General features: G+C 69.9%; 24 protein-coding genes and 2 pseudogenes. 17 read left to right on the top strand and 9 right to left on the bottom strand.

The features are described from left to right. Nucleotides 1-90: 90 nt before the first annotated feature. Nucleotides 91-753, bottom strand: coding sequence for a leucine efflux protein LeuE (leuE, locus tag CLT74_RS14725; RefSeq protein WP_099847057.1), 663 nt, complete (start codon nucleotides 751-753; stop codon nucleotides 91-93). Then, nucleotides 750-1,994, bottom strand: coding sequence for a bifunctional pyridoxamine 5'-phosphate oxidase family protein/GNAT family N-acetyltransferase (locus tag CLT74_RS14720; protein WP_099847056.1), 1,245 nt, complete (start codon nucleotides 1,992-1,994; stop codon nucleotides 750-752). The genes leuE and CLT74_RS14720 overlap by 4 nt, the downstream gene beginning before the upstream one ends. Nucleotides 1,995-2,028: 34 nt before the next feature. Here CLT74_RS14720 and CLT74_RS14715 point away from each other — a divergent pair, with 34 nt between their 5' ends. From CLT74_RS14715 to rny, 10 genes and pseudogenes are all read left to right on the top strand, one after another. Then, nucleotides 2,029-3,369, top strand: coding sequence for an aminotransferase class I/II-fold pyridoxal phosphate-dependent enzyme (locus tag CLT74_RS14715; protein WP_099847055.1), 1,341 nt, complete (start codon nucleotides 2,029-2,031; stop codon nucleotides 3,367-3,369). Nucleotides 3,370-3,575: 206 nt separating this feature from the next. Further along, on the top strand, nucleotides 3,576-4,277 hold the full coding sequence (locus CLT74_RS14710) for a UdgX family uracil-DNA binding protein (protein ID WP_099847054.1): 702 nt from the start codon (nucleotides 3,576-3,578) through the stop codon (nucleotides 4,275-4,277). A gap of 75 nt (nucleotides 4,278-4,352) precedes the next feature. After that, on the top strand, nucleotides 4,353-5,492 hold the full coding sequence (locus CLT74_RS14705) for an acyl-CoA dehydrogenase family protein (protein WP_099847053.1): 1,140 nt from the start codon (nucleotides 4,353-4,355) through the stop codon (nucleotides 5,490-5,492). Between the two features lie 67 nt (nucleotides 5,493-5,559). Then, nucleotides 5,560-6,963, top strand: coding sequence for an MFS transporter (locus CLT74_RS14700; protein WP_099847052.1), 1,404 nt, complete (start codon nucleotides 5,560-5,562; stop codon nucleotides 6,961-6,963). Between the two features lie 4 nt (nucleotides 6,964-6,967). Further along, entirely contained in the window at nucleotides 6,968-7,168 is a 201-nt protein-coding gene (locus CLT74_RS14695) for a DUF3046 domain-containing protein (protein ID WP_099847051.1), read from the top strand. Between the two features lie 185 nt (nucleotides 7,169-7,353). Beyond that, nucleotides 7,354-8,205: pseudogene (recA, locus tag CLT74_RS31385) on the top strand (recombinase RecA); the annotation flags it as partial. Nucleotides 8,206-8,265: 60 nt separating this feature from the next. After that, nucleotides 8,266-8,820, top strand: a pseudogene (locus tag CLT74_RS31380) (LAGLIDADG endonuclease); the annotation flags it as partial. 171 nt (nucleotides 8,821-8,991) lie between these two features. After that, nucleotides 8,992-9,492, top strand: a complete 501-nt coding sequence (locus CLT74_RS31375; RefSeq protein WP_275410384.1) for a hypothetical protein — start codon at nucleotides 8,992-8,994, stop codon at nucleotides 9,490-9,492. Between the two features lie 9 nt (nucleotides 9,493-9,501). Then, nucleotides 9,502-10,275, top strand: a complete 774-nt coding sequence (locus CLT74_RS14685) for a regulatory protein RecX (RefSeq protein WP_099847049.1) — start codon at nucleotides 9,502-9,504, stop codon at nucleotides 10,273-10,275. A gap of 812 nt (nucleotides 10,276-11,087) precedes the next feature. Further along, the gene (rny, locus tag CLT74_RS14680; RefSeq protein WP_099847048.1) at nucleotides 11,088-12,854 is read left to right on the top strand and encodes a ribonuclease Y; all 1,767 of its coding nucleotides are present in this window, start codon (nucleotides 11,088-11,090) and stop codon (nucleotides 12,852-12,854) included. A gap of 66 nt (nucleotides 12,855-12,920) precedes the next feature. On the opposite strand, the gene CLT74_RS14675 is transcribed toward rny, so the two are convergent. From CLT74_RS14675 to CLT74_RS14660, 4 genes are all read right to left on the bottom strand, one after another. Then, nucleotides 12,921-13,817 (bottom strand): amino acid ABC transporter permease, encoded by an 897-nt coding sequence (locus CLT74_RS14675; RefSeq protein WP_099847047.1) that lies wholly within the window; start codon nucleotides 13,815-13,817, stop codon nucleotides 12,921-12,923. Beyond that, complete coding sequence (locus CLT74_RS14670; RefSeq protein ID WP_099847046.1) at nucleotides 13,817-14,491, bottom strand: amino acid ABC transporter permease; 675 nt, start codon at nucleotides 14,489-14,491, stop codon at nucleotides 13,817-13,819. Before CLT74_RS14670 ends, CLT74_RS14675 begins: the two co-directional genes overlap by 1 nt. An 81-nt stretch (nucleotides 14,492-14,572) precedes the next feature. After that, complete coding sequence (locus CLT74_RS14665; protein ID WP_099847045.1) at nucleotides 14,573-15,439, bottom strand: glutamate ABC transporter substrate-binding protein; 867 nt, start codon at nucleotides 15,437-15,439, stop codon at nucleotides 14,573-14,575. Nucleotides 15,440-15,499: 60 nt separating this feature from the next. Beyond that, nucleotides 15,500-16,246, bottom strand: a complete 747-nt coding sequence (locus tag CLT74_RS14660) for an amino acid ABC transporter ATP-binding protein (RefSeq protein ID WP_099847044.1) — start codon at nucleotides 16,244-16,246, stop codon at nucleotides 15,500-15,502. Between the two features lie 188 nt (nucleotides 16,247-16,434). Between CLT74_RS14660 and selD the strand changes: the two genes are divergently transcribed. Then, complete coding sequence (gene selD / locus CLT74_RS14655; protein WP_099847043.1) at nucleotides 16,435-17,436, top strand: selenide, water dikinase SelD; 1,002 nt, start codon at nucleotides 16,435-16,437, stop codon at nucleotides 17,434-17,436. A 216-nt stretch (nucleotides 17,437-17,652) separates the two neighbouring features. After that, nucleotides 17,653-18,132 (top strand): hypothetical protein, encoded by a 480-nt coding sequence (locus CLT74_RS14650; protein ID WP_099847042.1) that lies wholly within the window; start codon nucleotides 17,653-17,655, stop codon nucleotides 18,130-18,132. 77 nt (nucleotides 18,133-18,209) lie between these two features. On the opposite strand, the gene CLT74_RS14645 is transcribed toward CLT74_RS14650, so the two are convergent. Further along, nucleotides 18,210-18,446 carry a DUF2277 domain-containing protein gene (locus tag CLT74_RS14645; protein WP_099847041.1) on the bottom strand — a complete coding sequence of 79 codons (237 nt, stop codon included), beginning with the start codon at nucleotides 18,444-18,446 and terminating at the stop codon, nucleotides 18,210-18,212. Between the two features lie 53 nt (nucleotides 18,447-18,499). On the opposite strand from CLT74_RS14645, the gene miaB reads away from it, so the two are divergent. The 5 genes from miaB to CLT74_RS14625 all read left to right on the top strand — a co-directional run bounded on the left by miaB (nucleotide 18,500) and on the right by CLT74_RS14625 (nucleotide 24,986). Next, nucleotides 18,500-20,017, top strand: coding sequence for a tRNA (N6-isopentenyl adenosine(37)-C2)-methylthiotransferase MiaB (gene miaB, locus CLT74_RS14640; RefSeq protein ID WP_099847040.1), 1,518 nt, complete (start codon nucleotides 18,500-18,502; stop codon nucleotides 20,015-20,017). 161 nt (nucleotides 20,018-20,178) lie between these two features. Beyond that, nucleotides 20,179-21,426, top strand: coding sequence for a tetratricopeptide repeat protein (locus CLT74_RS14635; protein WP_199172385.1), 1,248 nt, complete (start codon nucleotides 20,179-20,181; stop codon nucleotides 21,424-21,426). 208 nt (nucleotides 21,427-21,634) lie between these two features. Continuing rightward, complete coding sequence (locus tag CLT74_RS14630; RefSeq protein WP_486582313.1) at nucleotides 21,635-23,515, top strand: CHAT domain-containing protein; 1,881 nt, start codon at nucleotides 21,635-21,637, stop codon at nucleotides 23,513-23,515. A 92-nt stretch (nucleotides 23,516-23,607) separates the two neighbouring features. Further along, nucleotides 23,608-23,901, top strand: a complete 294-nt coding sequence (locus CLT74_RS31370) for a hypothetical protein (protein ID WP_486582312.1) — start codon at nucleotides 23,608-23,610, stop codon at nucleotides 23,899-23,901. Beyond that, nucleotides 23,898-24,986: a tetratricopeptide repeat protein gene (locus CLT74_RS14625; protein WP_099847039.1), complete on the top strand. Its 1,089-nt coding sequence runs from the start codon at nucleotides 23,898-23,900 to the stop codon at nucleotides 24,984-24,986. The genes CLT74_RS31370 and CLT74_RS14625 overlap by 4 nt, the downstream gene beginning before the upstream one ends. Before the next feature lie 56 nt (nucleotides 24,987-25,042). On the opposite strand, the gene CLT74_RS14620 is transcribed toward CLT74_RS14625, so the two are convergent. Further along, nucleotides 25,043-25,231, bottom strand: a complete 189-nt coding sequence (locus tag CLT74_RS14620) for a DUF397 domain-containing protein (RefSeq protein WP_099847038.1) — start codon at nucleotides 25,229-25,231, stop codon at nucleotides 25,043-25,045. Further along, the gene (locus tag CLT74_RS14615) at nucleotides 25,221-26,069 is read right to left on the bottom strand and encodes a Scr1 family TA system antitoxin-like transcriptional regulator (protein ID WP_158240270.1); all 849 of its coding nucleotides are present in this window, start codon (nucleotides 26,067-26,069) and stop codon (nucleotides 25,221-25,223) included. The genes CLT74_RS14620 and CLT74_RS14615 overlap by 11 nt, the downstream gene beginning before the upstream one ends. Nucleotides 26,070-26,115 lie beyond the last annotated feature (46 nt).

Genomic DNA, 26,115 nt, shown 5'->3' with positions numbered 1-26,115 from the left:
GATGCGGCCCGTGCCGGTGTGATGCGGCCGTGGCGGCGCGTGATGGGGCCGTGCCGGCGTCCCGGGTTGCCGGGAGTGCCAGCGGGTTCGTCAGCCCTGGGCGAGCTTGAGGCCGAAGCCGAGGAAGAGGGCACCCACGGCGGTTGTCGCGCCGGCCGCCAGCCGGCGGCGTCGGCTGAACTGGGCGGCCAGGAAGGTGCCCGCGAAGATCAGCGCGGTCAGGTAGAGCGCGCTCGTCACCTGGGCGATCAGGCCGAGCAGCAGGAACGACAGCGCCGGCCAGGAGTAGGTGGGGTCGACGAACTGGATGAAGAACGAGACGAAGAAGAGGATCGCCTTCGGGTTGAGCAGGCTGATCACCAGTGCCTTGCGGAACGGACTGCGGGTCGCCGCCGGCTCCGCGGCGTCGATCAGCCGCGGCGTGCTCGGGTCGTTGCGGTCCCGCCAGCGTCGCCACGCGCCGCGCAGCATGGTCAACCCCACATAGCCCAGGTACGCGGCACCCGCGTACTTGATCACGAGGAAGATCGGCGGGTACGCCTTGAGCAGCGAGGCCACCCCGGCGGCGGAGAGGAACATCAGGATCGCGTCACCGACCCAGACGCCGCTCGCCGCCTGGTAGCCGACGCCGACTCCACGGCGCGCGGCGGTGGAGAGGACGAACAGCGAGTTGGGGCCGGGCAGCAGCACGATCGCCACGGTGCCCAGCACGTACGTCCAGAGGTCGGTGATTCCCAGCACGTCCGACATCATCGGGCCGACGTGGCGTGAGCGCGAAGCCTTTCCCGCAGGCTGACCTGTGCTTTCGGCCACTCGTCGACGGTCATCGAATACTGCACGGTGTCCCGCCACGAGCCGTCGGGCCGCAACCGGTGCATCCGCAACACACCCTCCCGGGTCGCGCCGAGCCGTTCGATGGCGCGCTGCGAGCGCTCGTTGCGAATGTCGGTGTGCCAGACCACCCGCACCGCGTCGAGTTCCTCGAAGGCGCGGGCGAGCAGCAGCAGTTTCGCCTCGGTGTTGATCCCGGTGCGCCACCACGGCCGGCCGAGAATGGTGTGCCCGATCGCCACCGACCGACGCTCCGGGTCGATCTCGTAGTACGAGGTGGTGCCGACCACCGCGCCGGTGACCGCGCAGCGCTGCGCCCAGGCGACCCGTTCCTGCCGGTGCTGTTCGGCAAGCGCCGCGACGATCACCTCACGCACCTGCTCCGGCCCGGTCGGCAGCGGTCGGCTCAGGTGCTGCCAGACCTCGGTGGCGGCGGTGGCGGCGTACAACTCGTCGGTGTGGGCCAGGTCGAGCGGCTCCAGCAGCACGTGTGCGCCGCGCAGCACCGCCGGTTCGTGCCAGGGCGAGCGGTTCGGCCGCAGGTAGTCCGGCAGCGGTGCGGTGACCCCGACGTCGGGCTCCGGCAGGCCGGAGGTCAGCCGCAGCGGTACCACCCCGGCCCAGTGCGCCAGACCCAGGTCGGCCGGATCGTCGCCTACCTGGCCGGTGCGGGTGCGCAGCGAGACCTCCACAAGTGGCAGCGCCAGTACGGCGGTCTCGGCCAGCTCCCGCCGGCTCGGGGGCCGACTGTCCGCCGCGCGGCCGGTGCCGACCTTCTCCACCAGGGCGGTCAGCACGTGAGCCTTCTCATCCGGGTCGGTGACCAGGTGAGCGATGCCGTGCGCTACCACCGACCGGTAGTTGGCGCTGTGGTGGAACTGGGAGCGACCGTAGACCAGCCCGTCGAGGAGGGTGACCGCGACGCAGACCGGCAGGCCGTCGGTACGGGCGGCGAGCAGCGGCCGGCTGCCGGTGGAGCCGTGCAGGTAGAGCGTGTCGCCCACGCGCACGTGCAGCGTCGGCAGCACGCGGGGTTCGCCCTCCACGGTGAACCCGAGCGCACAGTCGTACGCCTCGTCGAGCACGGCGTGCGCGGCGATCCGGTCATAGCTCATCCGGTCCCGGTAACGGCTGGCGGTGGTGCGGGTGGTTCGCGGGTACATGCTTCCACCTTTGTTCTAGTACAATCCCATCTTTGTGCCAGCACGCTATCAGGTGACGGGTTCGACGGCTGTCGAGATTTCGGCGAGCATCGAGTCCGGCATCCGCGACGCCGCCCTCGCCCCCGGTGACCCACTGCCACCGGTCCGCGCCCTCGCCACCGCCCTGGCCGTCAGCCCGGCCACCGTGTCCCGTGCCTACGCCGAGCTGCGTCGGCGGGGGCTCATCGTCACCGCCGGGCGACACGGCACCCGGGTACGCCCCCGACCACCTGTCACCGCCCGTCGGGCGGCGTTACGCCCGCCGCCCGCACCCGGGCTGCGGGACCTGTCCCGAGGCGCACCCGACCGGCGACTGCTGCCACCGCTGGGTCGGCACCTGACCGCCCTCGCCGACGCCGCCGACGACCCGGTCGGCTATCCCGACGTCGGCGTACTCCCCGAGATGGCCGAGGTGGCCGGGGCCCGGCTGGCCGCCGACGGGGTGCCCGCCCCCGGACTGACCCTCACCGGCGGCGCGCTGGACGGCATCGAGCGCCTGCTCGGCGCGCACCTGCGGCACGGCGACGCGGTCGCTGTGGAGGACCCGGGTTGGGCCGGGCTGCTCGACCTGCTCGCCGCCCTCGGGCTGCGGCCGATCGGAATACCGATCGACGACGACGGGCCGATCGTCGCGGGAGTCGCCGCGGCCCTGGACGCCGGAGCGCGAGCGCTCATCGTGACCAGCCGGGCCCAGAACCCCACAGGCGCAGCGGTCTCCGCCGACCGGGCTGACGCCCTGCGCGCTCTGCTCGCCGGACGTGCCGACCTGCTGTTGATCGAGGACGATCACGCTGCCGAACTGGCCCGCGTACCGCTGCACCCGCTCGCCGGGGCGACCACCCACTGGGCGTTCCTCCGCTCGGTGAGCAAGCCCTTCGGCCCCGACCTGCGACTGGCCGTGCTGGCCGGAGACGAGACCACAGTGGCGCGGGTGGCCGGCCGGATCCGGATCGGCGCCGGCTGGGTCTCCACAGTGCTGCAACGGCTCGTGCTGTCGCTCTGGGAAGATCCGGAGGTGACCGCCCTGGTCGACCGGGCGGCGGAGAGCTACGAACGGCGACGGAACATCCTGATCACCGCCCTGGCCGAGCGTGGCCTGCCCGCGTACGGCCGCACCGGCATCAACGTCTGGATACCCGTGGACGATGAGACAAGCGCGCTGACCACCCTGCGTGACGCCGGTTGGGCGGTCGCACCGGGCGCGCTCTACCGCCTCGCCGGGCCGCCGGGTTTGCGCATCACCGTCAGCGACCTGCACGAGAAGGAGATCCCGACGCTCGCCGACGCGGTCGCCCGCGCAGCCCGCCCCGCCCCGGCACCGGGCTTCACCGCCTGACCGACCCACCCACCACACGCCCGGCGCGGACGTGAGACAGCAGGGTCCGGGTTGTTGTCGTCTGGGCTGAGGTCCGAGGCGGCCAGATCCCGAAGTTGCTGATTCGGGCGCAGGTGGCCGGGTTGCCAGACGAGGTCTGCTGAAAGTCGGTACCAACCCGCGCTCCTGCTCGCGTGGGCCGCGTCACAGCGGGTAGAACAGTCGCCATGGCCGACACCGAGACCGCGCCCGGCGCCCAGCGGTTCATCCCGCCGCAGGCCGACACGCTCGACGAACTGCGCGCCGCCGCCACCGGCTGCCGGGGCTGCGAGCTGTACCGGGACGCCTCACAGACCGTATTCGGCCGGGGCGACGCCAGCGCCCGGTTGGTCCTCGTCGGCGAGCAGCCCGGCGACATGGAGGACCAGAAAGGGCTGCCCTTCGTCGGCCCCGCCGGCCGGCTGCTGCGCAAGGCGGTTGACGACTCCGGGCTGGACCCGGGACACATCTACCTCACGAACGCGGTAAAGCACTTCCGCTTCGAGCTGCGCGGCAAGCGGCGCATCCACCAGACCCCCGACCGGGTGCACATCACCGCCTGCCGGCCCTGGCTGGTCGCCGAGTTCGCCAAGCTGAACCCGGAAGTGATTGTGGTGCTCGGGGCGACCGCCGCCAAGGCGCTGCTCGGCCCGGCCTTCCGGGTCACCCGGCAGCGCGGCGAACTGCTGCCCTGGCCGGCCGCCGCCCAACACCCGGAGGACTTCCAACGGGTACCCGTCGACAGCGCCGGCGGGACCACCGACGCGCCGCCGGCCCGACTGCTGGCCACCATCCACCCCTCCGCCGTGCTCCGCGCCGACAACCAGGACGTGGCCTACGACGGACTGGTCGCCGACCTCACCGTCGTCGCCCGCGCTCTCGCCGGCTGACCTGCCGCGCTCGCCCCCACCGCGGCATCGGCACCGACCACCCGACGGGGTCGCGCCGGTGCCACACTTGCCGCCATGCAGCAGCATCTCTACGAGCCCGACCACGACGAGTTCCGCGAGCTGTGCCGCACGTTCCTGAACCGGGAGGCGGTGCCGCACCACGAGCGCTGGGAGGCCGACGGGATCGTCGACCGGGAGGTGTGGCGCAAGGCCGGCGCCGCCGGGCTGCTCGGCATGGACGTCGACCCCGAGTACGGCGGCGGTGGACAGCGGGACTTCCGGTACAACGCCGTCCTCGTCGAGGAAATCGTCAACTCGGGCTGCTCCGGGCTCGGCTTCGGCCTGCACAACGACGTCGTCGCGCCCTACCTCACCGAGCTGACCACCGAGGAGCAACGCGAACGCTGGCTGCCCCGGTTCTGCTCCGGCGACCTGGTCACCGCCATCGCGATGAGCGAACCCGGTGCCGGTTCCGACCTGGCCGGCGTACGCACCACAGCCGTCCGTGACGGCGACAGCCTCCTGCTCAACGGGCAGAAGACGTTCATCACCAACGGCGAACTGGCCGACCTGGTGATCGTGGTGGCCCGTACCGCCGACGAGGGTGCCCACGGGGTCAGCCTGGTCGCGGTGGAGACCGGAACCGACGGGTTCACCCGGGGCCGTCGACTGGCAAAGGTCGGGTTGAAGGCCAACGACACCGCCGAACTCTTCTTCGACGACTGCCGGGTACCGGCCACCAACCTCATCGGCACCGAGAACCACGGCTTCTACCACCTGATGGCCAACCTGCCCCGGGAACGGCTCAGCATCGCCGTCGCCGCGGTCGCCGCCGCGGAACGGCTGCTCGCGCTGACCCTCGACTACGCGCGTACCCGGGAGGCGTTCGGCCGGCCGATCGGGAAGTTCCAGCACAACCGGTTCCTCCTCGCCGAACTGGACACCGAGGTCACCATCGCGCGGACCTTCGTCAACCACTGCGTGGCCGAGTTCAACGCCGGCCGGCTCTCGGTGACCGACGCGGCCAAGGCCAAGTGGTGGACCACCGAGTTGCAGAACCGGGTCGCCGACAGGTGCGTGCAGTTGCACGGCGGCTACGGCTTCATGGCGGAGTACCCGGTGGCGCGGGCCTGGCTGGACAGCCGCGTGCAGACCATCTACGGCGGCACCACCGAGATCATGAAGGAAATCATCGGTCGCGGCCTGGGGTTGTGACGAAACCGGGCTGCCGGCTGTCGGTCGGGTGCGAAAGGATGGTCACCCCTTACCAAGGAGCCTCCCGTTGGCCACTGACCTGACCACCACGCCGGCGGCGCACCCGGAGGTCGCGCCGATCCAGCGGCGTACCCTCCGGCTGCTCTTCACCACCCAGATCGTCGGCGGCATCGGGGTGACCATCGGCATCGCGGTCGGCGCCCTGCTCGCCGCCGAGATCGCCGGCACCGCCGTGGCCGGCCTGGCGCAGAGCGCCGCCGTGATCGGTGCCGCCCTGCTCGCCGTGCCGGTCACCCGGATCATCACCGGGTACGGCCGCCGTCCCGGCCTGGCCGTCGCGTACCTGGTCGGGGCGCTGGGCGGGGCGCTCGTGGTGCTCGCCGCGGCGACCCGCTGGGTCCCGCTGCTCTTCCTCGGCATGCTTCTCTTCGGCGGCGGCTCCGCGGCCAACCTCCAGGCCCGCTACGCCGCTGTCGACCTCGCCGAACCGGACCGTCGCGCCCGGCAACTATCGCTGATCGTCTGGGCCACCACCATCGGCGCGGTGGCCGCGCCGAACTTCGCCGCGCTCGCCGACCGCACCACGAGCGGCTGGGGACTGCCGGCGCTGTCCGGCCCGTTCGCGTTCAGCGCCGTCGCGTTCGTGCTCGCCGCCGGCGTACTGCTGCTGTGGTTGCGGCCCGACCCGCTGCTCACCGCGCGCCGGCTCGCGGCGGCCCGCACCGGCGAGTCCGGGTCGACCTCGGTGGCCGGTCCAGCGCCGACCTCGGCGGCCCCGGCCCCGGCCGCGTCCGCGCTCGCCCCGGCCGGCACGGTTCCGGCCGAGCCGGTCGCGGCACCGGCACCGTCGGCCCGGCGCGGCGTGGGCATGCGCGCCGCCTGGTCGGTGGTACGCGTCCGACCGGCTGCCCGGCTCGGCGTCGCCGCCGTGGCCGTCGGCCACCTGGTGATGGTGGCGGTGATGGCGATGACCCCGGTGCACCTGCGGGAGTACCACCCCCTCGACGAGGTGCTGCCGGTGGTCGGGCTGGTGCTGAGCCTGCACATCGCCGGCATGTACGCGCTGGCACCGGTGGTCGGTTGGCTCGCCGACCGGTTCGGTCGACGCCCGGTCATCCTCGGTGGGATCGGGACGCTGCTGGCCGCCTGCGCGGTCGCCGGCACCGCCGGGCACCACACGCCCCGGCTCACCCTCGGGCTCATCCTGCTCGGGCTCGGCTGGTCGGCGACCATGGTGGCCGGTTCCACACTGCTGTCGGAGTCGGTACCGGACCAGGTGCGACCCAGCGCGCAAGGGCTGTCCGACCTGCTCATGGGGCTGGCTGGAGCGCTGGCGGGGGCACTGAGCGGGTTTGTCATGCAACTGGCGGGCTATCCGGTGCTGACCCTGCTCGCCGCGATCGCGGTGGCGCCCCTGCTGGCGCTAGCGTTGCGTCCGGTGCCGGTGGGTGCACCGGGCAGGGAGGACTGATCACGTGCGACTGACCGACTTCTGGGCACGCCTGGCCGAGGCGTTCGGGCCGGCGTACGCGGCCAGCATCGCCAGCGACCAGGTGTTGTCGGAACTCGGCGGGCGAACCATCGAGCAGGCCCTCAAGGCCGGCGTGCAGACGCACGTGGTGTGGCGCGCCGTGGTCGCCGCCTATCCCGACCGGGTACCCGCCCGGCTACGCTGAGCAGTCGATTCGTTACTTCCGCGTGTCTCTTGCCGAGTCGTACACCTGTTCGGCTATTGTCCACAGCGGGGTGCTCGTCCACAGGCCACGGCCAGTCGGCTGGTTTTCTGTCGGACCCAGCGCCTAGCGTGTCCCGCGTGACGCGAAGCTCAGGAAAGACGCCGGCGAAGGCAGGGGTGGCAACGATGGCGGCAGGTCCTGACCGGGAGAAGGCGCTCGACCTTGCTCTCGCTCAGATCGACAAGCAGTTCGGCAAGGGCTCGGTGATGCGGCTGGGGGAGCGGCCGGTCATCCAGACCTCGGTCATTCCGACCGGTTCCATCGCGCTCGACGTGGCGCTCGGCGTGGGTGGTCTGCCCCGTGGCCGGGTCGTCGAGGTGTACGGCCCGGAGAGCAGCGGTAAGACCACTGTCGCCCTGCACGCGGTGGCCAACGCCCAGCGGGCCGGCGGCATCGCCGCCTTCATCGACGCCGAGCACGCGCTCGATCCGGAGTACGCAAAGGCGCTCGGCGTCGACACCGACGCCCTGCTGGTCTCCCAGCCGGACACCGGCGAGCAGGCGCTGGAGATCGCGGACATGCTGGTCCGCTCCGGCGCGATCGACATCATCGTGATCGACTCGGTCGCCGCGCTGGTGCCGCGCGCCGAGATCGAGGGCGAGATGGGCGACAGCCACGTGGGTCTGCAGGCCCGGCTGATGAGCCAGGCGCTGCGGAAGATCACCGGTGTGCTCAACAACACCGGCACCACCGCGATCTTCATCAACCAGCTCCGCGAGAAGATCGGCGTCATGTTCGGCTGCATGTCGTACTCGACCCGGGTCACTCTGGCGGACGGCACGCAGGAGAAGATCGGCAAGATCGTCAACCAGCGGATGGACGTCGAGGTCCTCTCCTACAACCCGGACACCGACCGGGTGGAGCCGAAGCGGATCACCAACTGGTTCAACAACGGTCCGGCGGAGCAGTTCCTCCAGTTCACCGTCGCCAAGTCGGGCGGCAACGGGCGGGCGCAGTTCGCCGCCACCGCCAACCACCTGGTGCGCACTCCCGGCGGCTGGCGGGAGGCGGGCGAGTTGATCGCCGGTGACCGGGTGATGCTCGCCGAGTCGCGACGCCTCAGTGAGCAGCAGTGGCAGGTCGTGCTCGGTTCACTGATGGGTGATGGCGCCCTGTCGCCGAACCGGCAGGACCGCTCCGGTGTCCGCTTCCGACTCGGCCACGGTGCACAGCAGGTCGACTACCTCGACTGGAAGGTCTCGCTGCTCGGCAACATCGGCCACTCCCGGCGTACCGACGCGCGGGGCGCGGCCTTCGTGGACTTCACCCCACTGCCGGAGTTGGACGAGCTGCGCCGCGCGGTCTACCTGGGCGACGGCAAGAAGCACCTCAGCTGGGACTACCTCAAGGCGCTTACCCCGCTCGCCCTCGCCGTGTGGTACATGGACGATGGCTGCTTCACCGTCCGTTCCAAGGGCTTGCAGGAGCGTACGGTTGGTGGTTCCGGCCGGATCGAGATCTGCGTTGAGGCGATGGCGGAGGGCAGCCGCGACCGTCTGGTCGAGCATCTGCGTGACGCGTACGGCATGGACGTGAAGCTGGTCTCCCGGGGTGCCCGGCAGACGGCATCGATCATTTTCACCACCGAGTCGTCGGCGAAGTTCCAGGAGCTGGTTGCTCCCTACGTGCCGGCCGCGATGGAGGCCAAGCTGCTGCCGCGTTTCCACGGCCAGTGTGCCGTCGAGCCGCAGTTCGTCCCGGCGGAGCTGATGCCGGTGCCCGCACGGATCATCGATGTCCGGGTCAAGCCGAAGACCCGCTCGATGAACCGGTTCGACATCGAGGTCGAGGGCAACCACAACTACTTCGTCGACGGCGTCATGGTGCACAACAGTCCCGAGACGACCACCGGTGGGCGGGCGTTGAAGTTCTACGCCTCGGTCCGGCTCGACGTGCGGCGCATCGAGAGCCTCAAGGACGGCACCGACGTGGTGGGTAACCGCACCCGGGTGAAGGTCGTGAAGAACAAGGTCGCGGCTCCGTTCAAGCAGGCCGAGTTCGACATCATGTACGGCAAGGGCATCTCTCGCGAGGGCTCGCTCATCGATGTCGGCGTCGAGCAGTCGATCATCCGCAAGTCCGGTGCCTGGTACACCTACGAGGGTGACCAGCTGGGCCAGGGCAAGGAGAAGGCCCGCGAGTTCCTCCGGGAGAACCCGGACGTGGCCGCCGAGATCGAGAAGAAGATCCTGGAGAAGCTCGGCGTCGGGGTCGGCGCGGGCGATGCCGCCGGTGGCCCGGAGCTGCCGCCTGTCGACTTCTGATCCTGAGTCGTGGCAGGACGACGTGCCCGCTCGGGGCGGGGCTGGGATGCCAGCCCGCCCCGCGCGGGTGACCCCACACCGCGTCCCCGCCGAGGCCGCCGTGCCTCCGGGAACGCCGCCGATCCGGGCAGCCCGACGTCGGCCGATCCCCGGGACGCGTCGGCTCCAGGCACCCCGGCCTGGGGTGCAGCCGGTTCCGCCGGACGGGCCGGCGGTCCGGCACGCGGCGAGGCGGCATCCGCACCTCGCGACGAGGCCGAGGTGGCCCGGGAGATCTGTCTGCGGCAGCTCGCGGTGCGCCCGCGTACCCGGGCCGAGCTGGCCGCCGCGTTGGCTCGACGGGGCATCTCCGAGGAAACCGCCAGCCAGGTCCTCGACAGGTACGACGAGGTCGGCATCATCGACGACGCTGCGTTCGCCCGGGCCTGGGTGAGCAGCCGGCACGCCGGCCGTGGGCTGGCCCGCCGGGCGCTTGCCAACGAGCTGCGCCAGCGTGGCGTGGACGGTGACACGGCCAGCGAAGCGCTTGACGAGTTGGACGAGACCACCGAGGCGGAGACCGCCCGCGCCCTGGTGGACCGGAAGCTGCGGACCGCCCGAGGTGAGCCGGACGCGGTGTTCCGGCGGCTGGTCGGCATGCTGGCCCGCAAGGGCTACCCGGCCGGTGTGGCGATCCGGGCGGTGAAGGACGCGATCGCCGCGCAGAGCGCCGAGGCGGCCGAGTTCGCCGAGCAGATCGACGCCGACGCCCTCGCCGACGCCGATGGCGAGATCGACCGCTGACGCCGACATCCAGGGCGAGGTCGACCCGTTGACCGTCGGTCCGACTTCCGCAGCGCCCCGGTCCGTTGACCTGACCAGCCCGGATGAGTCAACGCGGTGTCGGATGTTCGTCTTTTTTGCCCACTGGCGTCCGAGTATTCATCACCGGAGGGTGACGAGTTAACTTCTCTCCGTCCGGGTGGTTTGATCATCTGTTCTTGACCGGAGGCCGGTTGGGACCTAGCCTCGCCATAAAGGCTCACATTGCCCGACCAAGCGCAGGCTAAGCGCACAACATAGATCCCGTAACAGAACAGCATCACTTTGGCCGGAACCATCGGCCGCGTACGTCAGCTTCGGACAGGCCGGTCCGGGCTCACGTGACACTGCACCCGGCCCGCCGGTGTCCGTCAGGGACGTCGGCGGAGGAAGCCAACCCACGGCCACGCGCTCCGGTCGGGCGTCCAGAGTCGCAGGAGCATGCCCACCCGGCAGGCTGTTGCGGCGCGACGGTTCAGGGGAGGCGCGCCATGGCGAGGCGGCACAGGTTCACCGGAGTCCCGGCATGAGCGAGCGGAGCGGGCCGACCTTGAGGCTGTGTTCGGCGCTGCCCGGTCGGGGTGCGCGGCAGAGCGGGGTGTCGGCATGAGCGGGGGGCGCGGCACTTCCGGGGCGGCGGAGTCCGAGGCCGCCGACGACGGTGAGCAGGGTTCGGGGTCGCCGGGGCACCAGTCAGGGTCGCCTGCCGGTGCCGCCGTGGCCGGGTTCGGGGGTGCCGGGGAAGTCGCCGGTGTGGTGGCTCATCGTGGTGACCGGCCGGGCGGAGCCGCCTCGTGAGCGCCTTCGATGTCGTGATCCTGACCGCCGTGCTGGTGCTGACTCTCGTGGTGCTCGGCGCGGTGCTGTTCGGGGTGCGGCTGATTCGGGGGCTGTTGACGCGTCCGGCACCGGAGGATCCCGCGTACGTCGCGGAGAAGGACCGGCAGGAGCAGTCGCTGGCCGCGCTGCGTACCGCAGCAGACGAGGTCAACAGCACTATCGACGTGGCGAAGTCCGCGGCGGCGGCGGCCCGTGCCGAGGCGGCGGCGGCCAAGGCCGAGGCGAAGGCGGCTCGGGCGGAGGCCCGTCGGGTGCTCGACGACGCCCGCGCCGAGGCGGACACCGTGCTCGAACGGGCGCACAAGCAGGCTGAGGCGGATGCCGAGCAGTTGCGCACCGCGGCCCGGCGCAGTGGCGAACGGGAGGTGGCGGTGCTCGCCGCGACCACCCGGGAGCAGGCCGCCGAGGTGGAGCGGCGGGCGACCCGGATGGACGAGCGGGAGCGGCTGCACACCGAGGAGGTGGAGCGGCTCGCGGAACGGGAGCGCCAGCTCACGGCGGCGAATGCCGCGTTGGCCGCCCGTGAGGCGGCGTTGGCCGAACGGGAGGCCGAGCTGGCCGAGGCGGAGAACCAGCGCCGGCGTGAGTTGGAGCGGGTCGCCGAGTTGACCGCCGACGCGGCGCGGGCGGAGCTGATCGAGGCGATCGAGGGCCAGGCGAAGCGGGAGGCCGCGCTGCTGGTCCGGGACATCGAGTCCGACGCCAGGTCCACCGCCGAGCAGCGGGCCCGGCACATCGTGGTCGACGCGATCCAGCGGGTGGCGAGCGAGCAGACCGCCGAGAGCGTGGTGAGTGTGCTGCACCTGCCGGGTGACGAGATGAAGGGGCGGATCATCGGCCGGGAGGGCCGCAACATCCGGGCCTTCGAGTCGGTCACCGGGGTGAACCTGATCATCGACGACACTCCCGAGGCGGTGCTGCTGTCCTGCTTCGACCCGGTCCGCCGGGAGGTGGGCCGGTTGACGCTGGAGAAGCTGGTGCTCGACGGCCGGATCCACCCGCACCGGATCGAGGAGGTGCACGAGCTGGCCCGGCAGGAGGTGGACCAGCTCTGCCACCGGGCTGCCGAGGACGCCCTGGTGGAGGTCGGCATCACCGAGATCCACCCGGAGCTGGTCAACCTGCTGGGCCGGTTGCGTTACCGCACCTCGTACGGGCAGAACGTGCTCAAGCACCTAGTGGAGACCGCCCACATCGCCGGCATGATGGCCGCCGAGTTGCGGCTGGACGTTCCGTTGATCAAGCGGTCGGCGTTCCTGCACGACATCGGTAAGGCGCTCACCCACGAGGTGGAGGGGAGTCACGCGATCGTCGGCGCCGACGTGGCGCGCAAGTACGGCGAGAGCGAGGACGTGGTGCACGCGATCGAGGCGCACCACAACGAGGTGCCGCCGCAGACCGTGGAGGCGGTGCTGACCCAGGCGTCCGACGCCTGCTCGGGCGGGCGGCCGGGGGCGCGGCGGGAGAGCCTGGAGGCGTACGTCAAGCGGCTGGAGCGGATCGAGGAGATCGCGGCCGGCAAGCTCGGGGTGGAGAAGGTCTTCGCGATGCAGGCGGGCCGGGAGATCCGGGTGATGGTGAAGCCCGACGACGTCGACGACATCGGCGCGGCGGTGCTGGCCCGGGATGTGGCCAAGCAGATCGAGGAGGAGCTGACCTACCCCGGTCAGATTCGGGTGACGGTGGTCCGCGAGTCCCGGGTCACCGAGATCGCCCGCTGACCCTGACGGCTGCGGAAGACGACGCGGCGCCGGCCTGATGGCCGGCGCCGCGTCCATGCTCGGGACTCAGCCCTGCGGCTCCACCACTGTGCCGTCACCGCCGGGGGCGGCGTTGGCGGAGGCGACCGGGCCGGTCTGCCTCGGCATCCGGAAGGAGCGGACACCGGTGCGGCGGTCCAACCAGCCGGCGAACCAGGTGAGCAGCGAATTGATGACGATGTAGATGACCGCGATCACCATGGCCGCGGGGATGATGTTGCCGTAGTTGGCGGCGAGGTCGTTGACGCCGCGTTGGAGCAGCTCGGGGTAGGCCACGATGTACCCGAGCGCGGTGTCTTTGAGCAGCACCACAAGTTGGCTGACGATGATCGGCAGCATGGCGCGGGCTGCCTGCGGGAGCAGGATCAGCCGCATCACCTGGTTCTTGCGCATGCCTACCGCGTACGCCGCCTCGGACTGTCCGCCGGGCACGGCCCGGATGCCGGCCCGGAACGCCTCGGCCAGCACCGAGCCGTTGTAGAGGGTCAGGCCGATCACCACGGCCCAGAAGGCGGTCACCGGTCCCTTGATGATGAACGGTACGCCGTAGAAGATGAAGAAGATCATCAGCAGTAGCGGTACCGCGCGGAAGAACTCCACCACCGCGCCGGCCGGCACGCTGATCCACCACCTGTCGGAAAGCCGGCCGAAGGCGAAGATGATGCCGAAGGCGAGCGACAGCACCATGCCGACGCCGGCCGCCTTCAGGGTTGCCCACAGGCCCGGCAGGATGAACTGCGTCCAGGTGGTCGACCGGGTGAACGGCTCCCACAGCCAGGACTCCCACTGGTTGGCCTCGTCGAATCTGGTGTAGATCCAGTAGAGCAGGCCGAGCAGCGCGACGCCGAAGATGACGCTCAGTACCGTGTTGCGCACCTTGGCCCGGGGCCCCGGGTGGTCGTAGAGGACGCTGCTGGTGCTCATCAGCGCTTCACCGCCAGACGGTTGGCCAGCCAGCCGAAGAAGTAGCCGGTGGGGATCAGGAAGGCGGCGAAGGTGCCGGCGAAGACCAGGAAGATCGGGATGACGGCGTCACCGTTGCTGTTGATCAGGTCCTTCATGATGTTGGAGGACTCCAGCAACCCGATGGTGCCGACGATCGTGGCGTTCTTGCAGAGCGCGATCAGGACGCTGCCGAGCGGCGCGATCACCGAGCGCGCCGCCTGCGGCAGCACCACGATCCGCAGGGTCTGGGCGAAGGAGAGGCCGATCGCCCGGGCCGCCTCGGCCTGACCGGTCGGCACGGTGTTGATGCCCGAGCGGATCGCCTCGCAGACGAAGGCGGCGGTGTAGGCCGACAGACCGATCACGCCGAGCCAGTAGACGTTGAGGTCCAGGTCCTGCGACAGGCTCAGGCCGAGGGTGGCGAAGATGCCGAAGTAGCAGAAGAAGATGACGAGCGTCAGCGGCGTGTTGCGGAAGACGTTGACCCAGGCCGCGCCGAAGCCGCGCAGCACGGGTACGGGGGAGACCCGCATCGCGGCCAGCAGTACGCCGATCACCAGCGCGCAGACCGCGGACGCGCCTGTCAACTTGAGGATCCAGAGGAATCCCGACACGTACGCGTCGAAGTTGTCCGGATCAGTGAATACGTGCATGCGTCGGCTCCCGGGGCACGTGGCGGCGGCCGGTGACAGGCCGGAGCCGGCACCCGCGCGGGGTGCCGGCTCCGGTACCGGTCAGACTGCGCCGCAGTGGGTCAGCTTGGTGGTGTCCAGCTCGGGCGCGGGGGTGCCGCTCTTGCCCAGGGTGGCGTCCCAGGCGGCCTTGTAGCTGCCGTCCTCGGCAGCGGCCTTGAGGATCTCGTTGACCTTCTCGCAGCCCTCGGTGTCGTCCTTCTTCAGACCGATGCCGTACGGCTCGTCGGAGAAGGTGCTGCCGACGACCTTGAACTTGCCGGCGTACTGATCCTGCGCGGCGTAGCCGGCGAGGATGATGTCATCGGTGGTCACCGCGTCGACCTGGCCGTTCTCCAGCAGCGGCAGGCACTTGGAGTACGCGTCGAACTGCTGCAGCTTGGCGTCCGGGTAGTTCTCCTGGATCCGCTTGGCCGGGGTCGAGCCGGTCGCCGAGCAGACCGTCTTACCGGCCAGCTGGTCCGGGCCGGTCAGGGTCGAGTCGGACTTGACGAGCAGGTCCTGGCCGGCGATGTAGTACGGGCCGGCGAAGTTGACCTTCTGCTTGCGCTCGTCGTTGATGGTGTAGGTGGCGACCACGAGGTCGACAGTGCCCTGCTCGATGAAGGGCTCCCGGTTGTTCGACACGGTGGTCTTCCACTCGATGCCGCTCTCCTCGACGCCGAGGCCGTTCGCGATGATCTTTCCGATCTCGATGTCGAAGCCCTCGTACTGGCTGCCGGTCTGCAGGCCCAGGCCGGGCTGGTCGGCCTTGACGCCGATGACCAGCTTCTTCTGGCCCTCGGCCTTGCCGACGATGCCACCGGCGCCCGTGCCGGAGCCGCCCTCGTCGCTGTCCCCGCCGCAGGCGGTCATCGCGACCGCGAGGCCGGCAACTGCGGCGAGCGCCGCCATCCGCTTCATTCGCATACCTGTTCTCCTTCTTCGACTGGAGCCGGCCGGGTCACGGCCCGCCCCACTACCGGACGCCTAATGGGTGAGGATCTTGGAGAGGAAGTCCTTGGCACGCTCGCTGCGCGGGTTCGCGAAGAACTCCGTCGGAGCGGCATCCTCGACGAGCTTGCCGTCGGCCATGAAGATGACCCGGTTGGCCGCGTGGCGCGCGAAGCCCATTTCGTGGGTGACCACGACCATTGTCATGCCGTCGCGGGCGAGGGAGGTCATCACGTCCAGCACCTCGCCGACCATCTCCGGGTCCAGCGCGCTCGTGGGCTCGTCGAAGAGCATCGCCTTGGGCTGCATGGCAAGCGCCCGGGCGATCGCGGCGCGCTGCTGCTGGCCGCCGGAGAGCTGGGCCGGGTACTTGTCGGCCTGGTTGGCGATGCCGACCCGGTCGAGCAGGGCCAGACCCCGCTCGCGGGCGGACGCCGGCTTCTCCTTGCGGACCTTGATCGGGCCGAGGGTGACGTTCTCCAGGATCGTCTTGTGCGCGAAGAGGTTGAACGACTGGAACACCATGCCGACCTCGCTGCGCAGCTTGGCCAGGGCCTTGCCCTCGGCCGGCAGTGCCTGCCCGTCGAAGGTGATGGTGCCGGAGTTGATCGGCTCCAGCCGGTTGATGGTGCGGCACAGCGTCGACTTGCCGGAGCCGGACGGGCCGATCACCACGACCACCTCGCCCCGCCCCACCGACAGCGAGACGTCGTCAAGCACATGCAACGGCCCGAACCATTTGTTGACCGAGTCCAGCACGATGAGCGGTTCGCCCGTCGCCACGTCGTCTGTCCTCCTCGTCGCTGTCGGGAGTCGGTCGACCCCCGGTAGCGGCCACTGTAGGCGGGGTGACGTGGCGGAACACAACCTAGATGGTCACGGAGCGGTAACACCATCGACGATCCGACTCCGGTGTCAAGGTTTGACAGGCACGACTGGCGTCCCGTCCCCGTGACGGAGATCATGAGGGGATGACCGAGCCCGTGCGGCTGACCCGATACGCCCGTGGCGGCGGGTGCGCCTGCAAGATCCCGCCCGGTGACCTGGAGGCGATGGTCGCCGATCTCGGCCCCGCCGCCGGTCCCGCTGACGGCACCGCCGAGCTGCTGGTCGGGCTCGACCACGGCGACGACGCGGCGGTGGTCCGGCTGGACGAGCGCACCGGCCTGGTCACCACAGCTGACTTCTTCACGCCTGTGGTCGACGACGCGTACGACTGGGGGCGGATCGCCGCCACGAACGCCCTGTCCGACGTGTACGCGATGGGCGGCACCCCACTTGTCGCGCTGAACCTGCTCTGCTGGCCCCGGGAGGTGCTGCCGCTGGAGTTGGCCCGGGAGGTGCTGCGCGGCGGCCTGGACGTGGCCCGCGCCGCCGGGTGCCACCTGGCGGGCGGGCACAGCGTCGACGATGACGGTCCGAAGTACGGCCTGGCAGTGACCGGGCTGGTGCGGCCGGAGGAGTTGATCACCCTGGACGCGGGGCGGGCCGGGCTGCCGCTGTCGCTCACCAAACCGCTGGGCGTCGGCGTGCTCAACACCCGACACAAGAGCACCGGCGAGAGTTTCCCGGCGGCGGTGGCCGCGATGACCACCCTGAATCGGGACGCCGCGCGGGCGGCGGTGGCGGCGGGTGTGCGCTGCGGCACCGACGTGACCGGGTTCGGTCTGCTCGGCCATGCCAGCAAGCTGGCCCGGGCGAGTCGGGTGACCGTGGCGATCGACATCGCGCGGGTGCCGTACCTGGAAGGTGCCCGCGAGGCGGTCCGCGACGGGTACGTCAGCGGCGGTTCCCGCCGCAATCTGGAGTGGGTGACCCCGACCACCGATTTCGGCACGGCGGCGGAGCAGGACCGGCTGTTGCTGGCCGACGCGCAGACCTCCGGTGGGCTGCTGGTGGCCGGCGAGATCCCGGGCGCCCCGGTGATCGGTGAGCTGCTGCCCGGTGGCGAACACCGGGTCGTCCTGCGCTGAGCGCGGGTTTTGGTACGCGTGCCGTTGCGTGGGAACGCGCACCATACCCGATAAACTGTCACCTTCCCGCTACCTGGAGCGATGAGGCTCAGGGAAATTTGGGCCAGAATGGTCACAGACCGGTAACTTGCCCACGGCTGGGGGCAAATGCCCCGCACCATCGTCGGTAAGGCCCGATCCGGAGGCCGGTGGGGACGAGCACAGCGAGGAGACGGCATGACCGAGCTGTGGAACTGGAGAATCGACCAGGTACGACCGGTGGAGGTCTACCCGGCGCTGGCCGACGCGCTCGGTCGGGTGGTGATGCCACTGGCGGTGGCGGATCCGCTGCGACTGCCGGCGTACGCGGTGGTCTGCGACGTCTGGCAGGCGCCGGGGGAGTTCGCCACGATCGTGGACTGCTACGGCGTACCGGACGAGCTGCCCGAGTTGCCGAGCATCGCGGCGCTGGCCCGGCTGCTCGGCCGCAACTGCCTGCTGCGTGACGACACGCTCGACGACACCCGGCACCTGCTGGTGGCCCCGGACGGCAGCATCCGCCCGGTGCACTTCGACGTGCGCGAGACCGACGACGGCGAGGTGCTCAGCGACCGCCGCCTGTGCACCGAGGCCGACCCGCGCTGCCGGGGCTGGTCGCGCTGCCACCGCTCGCGGTGGGTGCCCGACTCGGTCAACCCGGCCCTGGCCGCAGCCTGACGACCGGCGACCAGCCGGCCGACACCGCCTGGCTGCCGCCCGCCACCGGCCGCCGCGCGCCCGGGAATGCGGGGGCCTCAGCCACCGGCCGGGGCCGCAGGTCGGGCGCCGCCGCGTACCACCAGCTCGTCGAGCAGGGTGCGGGTGGCGGCGGCGATCGTGGCCACCGCGGTGTCGAAGGCTTCGGCGTTGTGTGCCGCCGGTGCCCGGAAGCCGGAGATCTTCCGGACGTACTGCAACGCCGCGGCCCGCACGTCCGCGTCGGTGACCTCAGGGGTGTACGGCTCACGCAGGGTCTTGATGCTGCGGCACATGGCTTCTCCTCGTTTGCGTCCGACAACTCGGGCCCGGCTACGCTGTGCACGTCATGACTACCGCAGCGGCGGGCGGCCCGCGCACCTACCAGGTGCGCACCTACGGCTGCCAGATGAACGTGCACGACTCCGAGCGCATTTCCGGCCTGCTGGAGCAGGCGGGGTACGTCCGCGCGGGCGAGGCCGAGGACACCCCCGACGTGGTGGTGTTCAACACCTGCGCGGTCCGCGAGAACGCGGACAACCGACTCTACGGCAACCTCGGTCACCTGCGTCCGGTCAAGAACCGGCACCCGGGGATGCAGATCGCCGTCGGTGGCTGCCTGGCCCAGAAGGACCGGGGCGACATCGTCCGCCGGGCACCCTGGGTGGACGTGGTCTTCGGTACCCACAACATCGGCTCGCTGCCGGTGCTGTTGGAGCGCGCCCGGCACAACGCCGCCGCCGAGGTGGAGATCCTCGAAGCCCTCGACATCTTCCCCTCGACGCTGCCGACCCGCCGCGAGTCGACGTACGCCGGCTGGGTGTCGATCTCGGTTGGCTGCAACAACACCTGCACCTTCTGCATCGTGCCGTCGCTGCGCGGCAAGGAGAAGGACCGCCGCCCCGGCGACATCCTCAGCGAGGTGCGGGCGCTTGTCGACGAGGGCGTGCTGGAGGTGACCCTGCTCGGGCAGAATGTCAACTCCTACGGCGTCGAGTTCGGCGACAGGTACGCCTTCGGCAAGCTGCTGCGGGCCTGCGGCGAGATCGACGGGCTGGAGCGGGTGCGGTTCACCAGCCCGCACCCGAAGGACTTCACCGACGACGTGATCGCGGCGATGGCCGAGACGCCGAACGTCTGCCCCTCACTGCACATGCCGTTGCAGTCCGGCTCAGACGACGTGCTGCGCGCGATGCGCCGGTCGTACCGGTCGGAGAAGTACCTGGGCATCATCGAGAAGGTCCGCGCCGCCATGCCCGACGCGGCGATCACCACCGACATCATCGTCGGCTTCCCCGGCGAGACCGAGGCGGACTTCGAGCGCACCCTGGACGTGGTCCGGGCGGCGAGATTCTCCTCCGCCTTCACCTTCCAGTACTCCAAGCGTCCCGGCACCCCGGCCGCGACGATGGACGGCCAACTGCCCAAGCCTGTCGTGCAGGAGCGGTACGAGCGGCTGATCGCCTGCGTCGAGGAGATCACCTGGGCGGAGAACAAGAAGCTGGTCGGCGAGACGGTCGAGGTGCTTGTCGCCGTCGGCGAGGGTCGCAAGGACGAGCGGACCGGCCGGATGTCGGGTCGGGCCCGCGACGGCCGCCTGGTGCACTTCGCCACCGGTGACGCCGGTGGACCTGGCGCTGCCGGCACGATCCGGCCCGGCGACATCGTGCACACCACGATCACCTACGCCGCACCGCACCACCTCAACGCCGACGGCGCGCCGCTGTCGCACCGCCGCACCCGGGCCGGCGACGCGGCCGAGGCGGGTCGTTCGCCGCGTACCCCAGGGGTGTTGTTGGGGCTGCCCACGATCGGCGCGCCGACCCCGGCGCCCGAGCCCACGACCGGCTGCGCCGTCTCGCCTTGAGCTAGCCTCTTCCTCCTCCAGGTTCAAGCGCCCGCCGGTAGGCGGTCATCCTGCTGGATCCGCCGGTAGCTGTCCTGGTCGAACCCGCGAAGGCATCCTCGTAGCCACACCGTCCTGATTCGACGGTGCTGACGGTTCCTCAGTGTCAGATCTTGGTCGTTGTGATCTGCCGGATCGGTGCCGGCCGTATCGTGCTGACCGGTGTGGAGGATCTTTTGACTCGCCCACGGTCGGCTGCCACGGTTGCCCAGTGGGTGGAGGTGCACCGGCTGGCGGTGGCGGGCCGGGAACCGGTGATCGCCCGGCACGTCGGCGACCGGGTGGCAAGGATGTGGCTGCGCACGTCGCGGTTCGCGGATGTCGAGGCCCTCGCGACCGCGACCCTAACCCTCGGCCCGGACGTCAGCGCCTTTTATCACCTGGGGCGGGCCCAAGCCGCCACCGGGCGACCCCGGCCTGCCCTGAAAAGCTACGAGCGGGCCCTACGCCTCTACCGCGAGGCCGACGACCACGGCAATGTGGCTGTCACCCTCAACAACATCGGCGCCGTGTACGACGGGCTCGGGAACCGGCAGCAGGCGCTCACCTACTACCGGCAGGCCCTACCCATCCAGCGGGTGGTCGGCAACCGGGCCGGCGAAGCCGGCACCCTCACCAACATCGGCACCGTCTACCGCGGGCTCGGGGACCGGCAGCAGGCCCTCACCTACTACCGGCAGGCCCTACCTATCTTGCGGGAGGTCGGTGACCGGGCTGGCGAGGCCGTCACCCTCAACAACATCGGCCACGTGTACGACGGCCTTGGGAATCGCCAGCAGGCGCTCACCTACTACCGGCAGGCCCTACCTATCATGCGGGAGGTCGGTGACCGGGCCAACGAAGCCGCCACCCTCACCAACATCGGTGTCGCGTACGGGGGGCTTGGGGATCGGCAGCAGGCTTTCACCTACTACCGGCAGGCCCTGCTCATCCAGCGGGAGGTCGGTGATCGGGCCGGCGAGGCCGCCACCCTCAACAACTTGGGCCACATGTACTACGGGCTCGGGGACCTGCAACAGGCGCTCACCTACTTCCAACAGGCACTGCCCATCCAGCGGGAGGTCGGTGATCGGGCCGGCGAAGCCACCGCCCTCAACAACATCGGTGCAATCCGGTCCCAGGAGGGCGATCTTGCTGGTGTGGAGGCTGTGCTCATTGAAGTTCTTGAGGTCTTCCGCGCCATTGGTGATCGCGGATCCGAGGCCATGACGAGCTTCAATATGGCAAGCGTGCTGAAGCGGATGCAGCGAGTGGACGATGCCATCGAGTTTCAGCGCAAGGCGGTGGCGCTGGCCGAGGAGACGAGCCATCCGGATCTAGACGAGATGCGGACGTTCCTCAGTGGCCTTGAGCAAGAACAGAAGGGGTAGCCGGTGGTAACTGCCGTTCTTGAGGTGTCGGGGTCGGACGGCCCGCGTTGGGCTGCGGAGCTGCGCGGCGCTTTGGCCGCGAACGCCGGGCCTGGTGACGAGGTGTCGCCGGTTGAGGTACGGCGTTCCGCAGAGTTAGTGGTCGCGGCCATCGGGTTGGTGTTTGCCGGGGTCGGTGTGGCCAAGCAAGCTGAGGGCGGAAACCACAATGGGTGAGCTGCCCACGTACGAGTTGGAGGTCTTCGAGCAGACCTCCGACTATGCGGAGTTGCGCCTGTCGACCGGTGGAGGACCGCCGCAGACCCGTGGCCTGGACAAGGCAGCTGTCGATCGGCTGATCGGGATGGTGGAACGCGACTACAGCCAGCATGCGAGAGCGCAGGAGGATTTCGGCGCGCCGCAGTTACGTGATCTCGGCACGGAACTGGCCACTTTCCTTGACGGCGACGAGCGCTGGCTGACCCCGGTCCTGGACCGTCCGCCCGGTATCACGCTGCGCATCACCGCCGCGGAACGGCTGCGGCATCTGCCCTGGGAACTACTTGCCGTGGACGGCTCGTACCTGGCCGTCTCCACCCGTGCGCCGCTGCTACCGGTGCGGTCCATCGACACCAACGCGGCGCTCAAGGACCAGGTCAAGCCGGCGAACCGGCCGTTGCGGGTGCTGTTCATGGCCACGTCCCCCGAAGGTGTCGAGCCGGTGCTCGGCTACGAAGCGGAGGAAGCGGCCATCCTGGACGCCACCACCCGCACCGGAACGGAACTGGTGGTGGAGGAAAGCGGCACCCTGGAGGGTCTTCGCTTCGTCAGTCTCGACCACGGCGCGGGATACTTCGACGTCCTGCATCTGAGCGGCCACGCCACCGTCGGCTCGGACGGCCAGTCCGTCTTCGTGGTGGAGAACGAGTTCGGTGGGCGCGCCAATGCCACCGCTGACCAGATCGCCCAGGCGTTGGGCGGTCGCTGGCCCCGCCTGGTCTTCGTCTCCGGCTGCCTGACCGCCAGTGCCCCCGACGCGGGCGCGTTTCCTTCGATGAGTGAGAGCCTGGTCCGTGCCGGAGCCCCCGTCGTGTTGGGGTGGGCGCTGCCGGTCGGTGACGTTTCCGCGACCGAGTTCGCCGCCGAACTCTACCGGTCGCTGGCTGCCGGGCAGGCCTTCGACCGGGCCGTGGTTGACGCCCGCCAGCAGTTGTACGCGAACAAGCGGGGCAACTGGCATCTGCTGCGCGTCTACGCCGACAGATCCCCACTTGCCCCCATGGTCACAGCCCTGCACGAAAAGGGGCGTACCCGGATTCAGATCCGCCCCGCCGACCAGGAGTTCCTGGACCCGCAGACCCAAAGATCCAGGGTCGCCTCCCGCGCCGCGTTCGTCGGACGACGGCGGGTCATCCAGAGCTGCCTGCGTACCCTCAAACAACCGCAGGGTGGCGACGGCGCGGCGCAGGCCCTGGTGTTGGCCGGTATGGGTGGTCTCGGCAAGAGCAGCCTCGCCTCCCGCCTGCTGGACCGCATGTCCACCACACACCAGCGTGCCGTCTGGTACGGCCGCGTCGACCTGACCAAGTTCCGGGAACTCACCACCAAAATCGACTTCCCCAGCATCGAGCAGCAAATCGAGGCGACCAAGCTGCTCGACAACACCCAGGCGCCCCTTCTCGTACGTCTGCGTCACCTGCTGCACGTCGATGGTCCCCTCGGCCAGACTCCTTGCCTGTTCGTGTTCGACGAATTCGAGGACGGCAACCTCAACGAACGCGACGGCGGGCACGTGCTGTCCCCGGAGATGGCCGACATCCTCCCGGCCCTCCTGACGGCCATCCGCGACACCGGCAGCCTCAGCCGTGTCATCATCACCAGCCGCTACCGCTTCCCCACACCCGCCGGCACGGTCGTCTTCGTGTCACTGGAGACGCTTACCGACATCGAGCAGGCCAAGAAACTCGCGAACCTACCCAACCTGCGCCCCGGCTCCCCGGTCGACCTCGACATCCGTCAACGCGCCGTCGAGGCCGCCGCCGGCAACCCTCGCCTGCTCGACTGGCTCGACCTGATCGTCACCGCCCCGAACTCGACATCGACGGCCTGATCACCGCCATCGAGGCCACGGCCGACCGATTCCGCCGGGAAACCATCCTCGCCAAGAACCTCCTCAGTTCTCAATCCGCCGAGCTGCAGAAGATGCTTGCCAAGGTCAACGTCGTCGAACTGCCCGTCCCCGCCGACACCGTCCACGCCCTCCACGACCACCCCGACGCCGCCGTCCACATCGAACGCGCCGTCCAACTTGGCCTGATGGAAGAAGGCACCGACCCGGAAACCCGCCAGCCCCGCTACTACGTCTCCAACGTGCTGCGCCCCCTCATCCGCCCCCTCCTTACCGACGACGAGTACACCCAAGCCTGCGCCGCCGCCGCACGATCCCTCTACAAACTCTGGATCACCGACCCGGCAACGACCGAGCCCGCGTCATGACCACCCTCGCCCGATGGGTGGAGGTGCACCGGCTGGCGGTGGCTGGCCGGGAGCCGGTGATCGCCCGAAGCGTTGGGGCTCGGGTGGCGAGGGTGTGGCTGGGTTGGTCCCGGTTCGCGGATGTCGAGGCCCTCGCGACCGCGACCCTGACCCTGGGCCCGGACGCCGGTGCCTTGTATGACCTGGGGTGGGCCCGATCTGCTACCGGGCGGCCCCGGCAGGCTCTGGACAGCTACGAGCAGGCCCTGCGCTTGTATCGCGCGGCCGATGACCAAGGCAGCGAAGCCGCCACCCTCAGCAACATCGGCCTCGCGTACAACAGGCTGGGGGATTGGCGGCAGGCCCTGGCCTATTACGAGCAGGCGTTACCCCTCTCGCGGGAGGTGGGTGACGGTGCCGGCGCGGCCGCCACGTTGAATAACATCGGCCGGGTTTATGCCGGTTTGGGGGATCGGCGGCGGGCCCTGGCCTATTACGAGCAAGTGTTGCCCATCTCGCGGGAGGTGGGTGACCGTGCTGGCGAGGCCGTCACCTTGAACAACATCGGCACCGTGTATGCCGAGCTTGGGGATCTTCGGCTGGCCCTGACCTTCTACGAGCGGGCGTTACCCATTCGGCGGGAGGTGGGTGACCGTGCCGGCGAGGCCGCCACCCTTAGCAACATCGGTCACGTGTATGCCGGTTTGGGGGATCGGCGGCAGGCTCTGACCTATTTCGAGCGGGCGTTACCCATCTTGTGGGAGGTGGGTGATCGTGCTGGTGAGGCTGCCTCCTTGAACAACATTGGCCTCGTGTATGACGGGTTGGGGGATCGGCGGCAGGCTCTGACCTTCTACGAGCGGGCGTTACCCATCCGGCGGGAGGTCGGTGACCGTGCCGGCGAAGCCGTCACCAGATACAACATTGCCATGATCTATCGCGATGAAGGGCATCTCGACGAGGCGATCGGCGAACTCGAAGTCGTCGTCGACCTCGACTGCCAAGTGGGTCACCCTGACCTCGCAGCCGATACCGCGATGCTCGAACAACTACGCCAGGAACGAGCAGCCGCTCAGCGCCCTGATCTGGGCCCCGACCAGAGCTGAACACCGTCAACGCTCAGGCGGTGGAGATCGGTGGATGCGGCACGGACGGCCGCAGCTCAGGCGCGCGTGCCGGCCGTCTTGATGCCGCTGACGAAGGTGCCCCAGGCCGCAGGGGCGAAGCTCAACGTCCCGACAGCAGGGGCCTTGGAGTCGCGTACGTCGATAGCGGTGCCTCGGTCGCGGACCTCGACGCACTGGCCGTTGCTGCCGGAACGGCTCGACGTGCGCCAGACGTTACGCTCCATGCTCGCTCAGCTCCTTGACGAACTTCATCGACTCGGCCGGCGACCTCGCCAGCATCCTCAGATTGTCGTACGCCGCCGAAAGCCGCGCCAGGTCGCGGCTCGATTCGAGGAACAGCTCACCGGCCAGGGTCTCGATGTAGCCCAGCGGTGGGTCGTCGTGCTCGAAGCTGAGCAGGGCGAAGCCGGAGCTGTCCGCCAGGTGTGCGCCGGCTTCGAAGCGGAGCACCTGGATCGTGACGTTTGGCAGTTGGCTCACCTTGACCAGGTGGTGCAGTTGCTCGCGCAGCACGTCCGGGCCGCCGACCTCGGTCCGCAGGGACGCCTCGGACAGGATGGCGTGCAGCCGCAGCGGGGTCGGCTGCCGCTGTAGCACCTCCTGGCGGGTCATCCGGGCGACGACCCGCTGCTCCACGGTTGCCGGGTCGGTCTCACGGCCGATGATGTTGACCTCGCGGGCATACCGTTCGGTCTGAAGTAGACCGGGCACGAGCATCGGCTCGAAGTTCTTGAGCTCGGCGGCCTCGGTCTCGTAGGCGATGTAGGTGGCGTACTTGCCACCGAGGCGCTGCCACCAGCCCTCTTCGCGCAGGTCGCGAGCAAGCTCCAACAGCGACGTGCCGGGCTCTTCGTCGATCCGGACGCCGTAGGTGACAAGCAGCTCCATGACGTCACCGGCCCGAGGCTTGATCTCGCCGGATTCGATCCGGCTGATCCGGGACGTGGAGCAGCGGACGAGCTTCGCGGTCTCCTCGCCGGTCAGTCCCTTGGCTTCACGGAGCTTGCGCAGCTCTCGGCCGAGTCGGCGGGATCGCGGCGTCGCGGGTGCGAATCGAGGCATGTCTTGATTCTGCATTTATCCAGTCGGCTCGCCTGCCCCGACTCAC

Source organism: Verrucosispora sp. CNZ293 (genome assembly GCF_002754655.1).
This window is presented reverse-complemented; position numbering and strand designations above follow the sequence as displayed.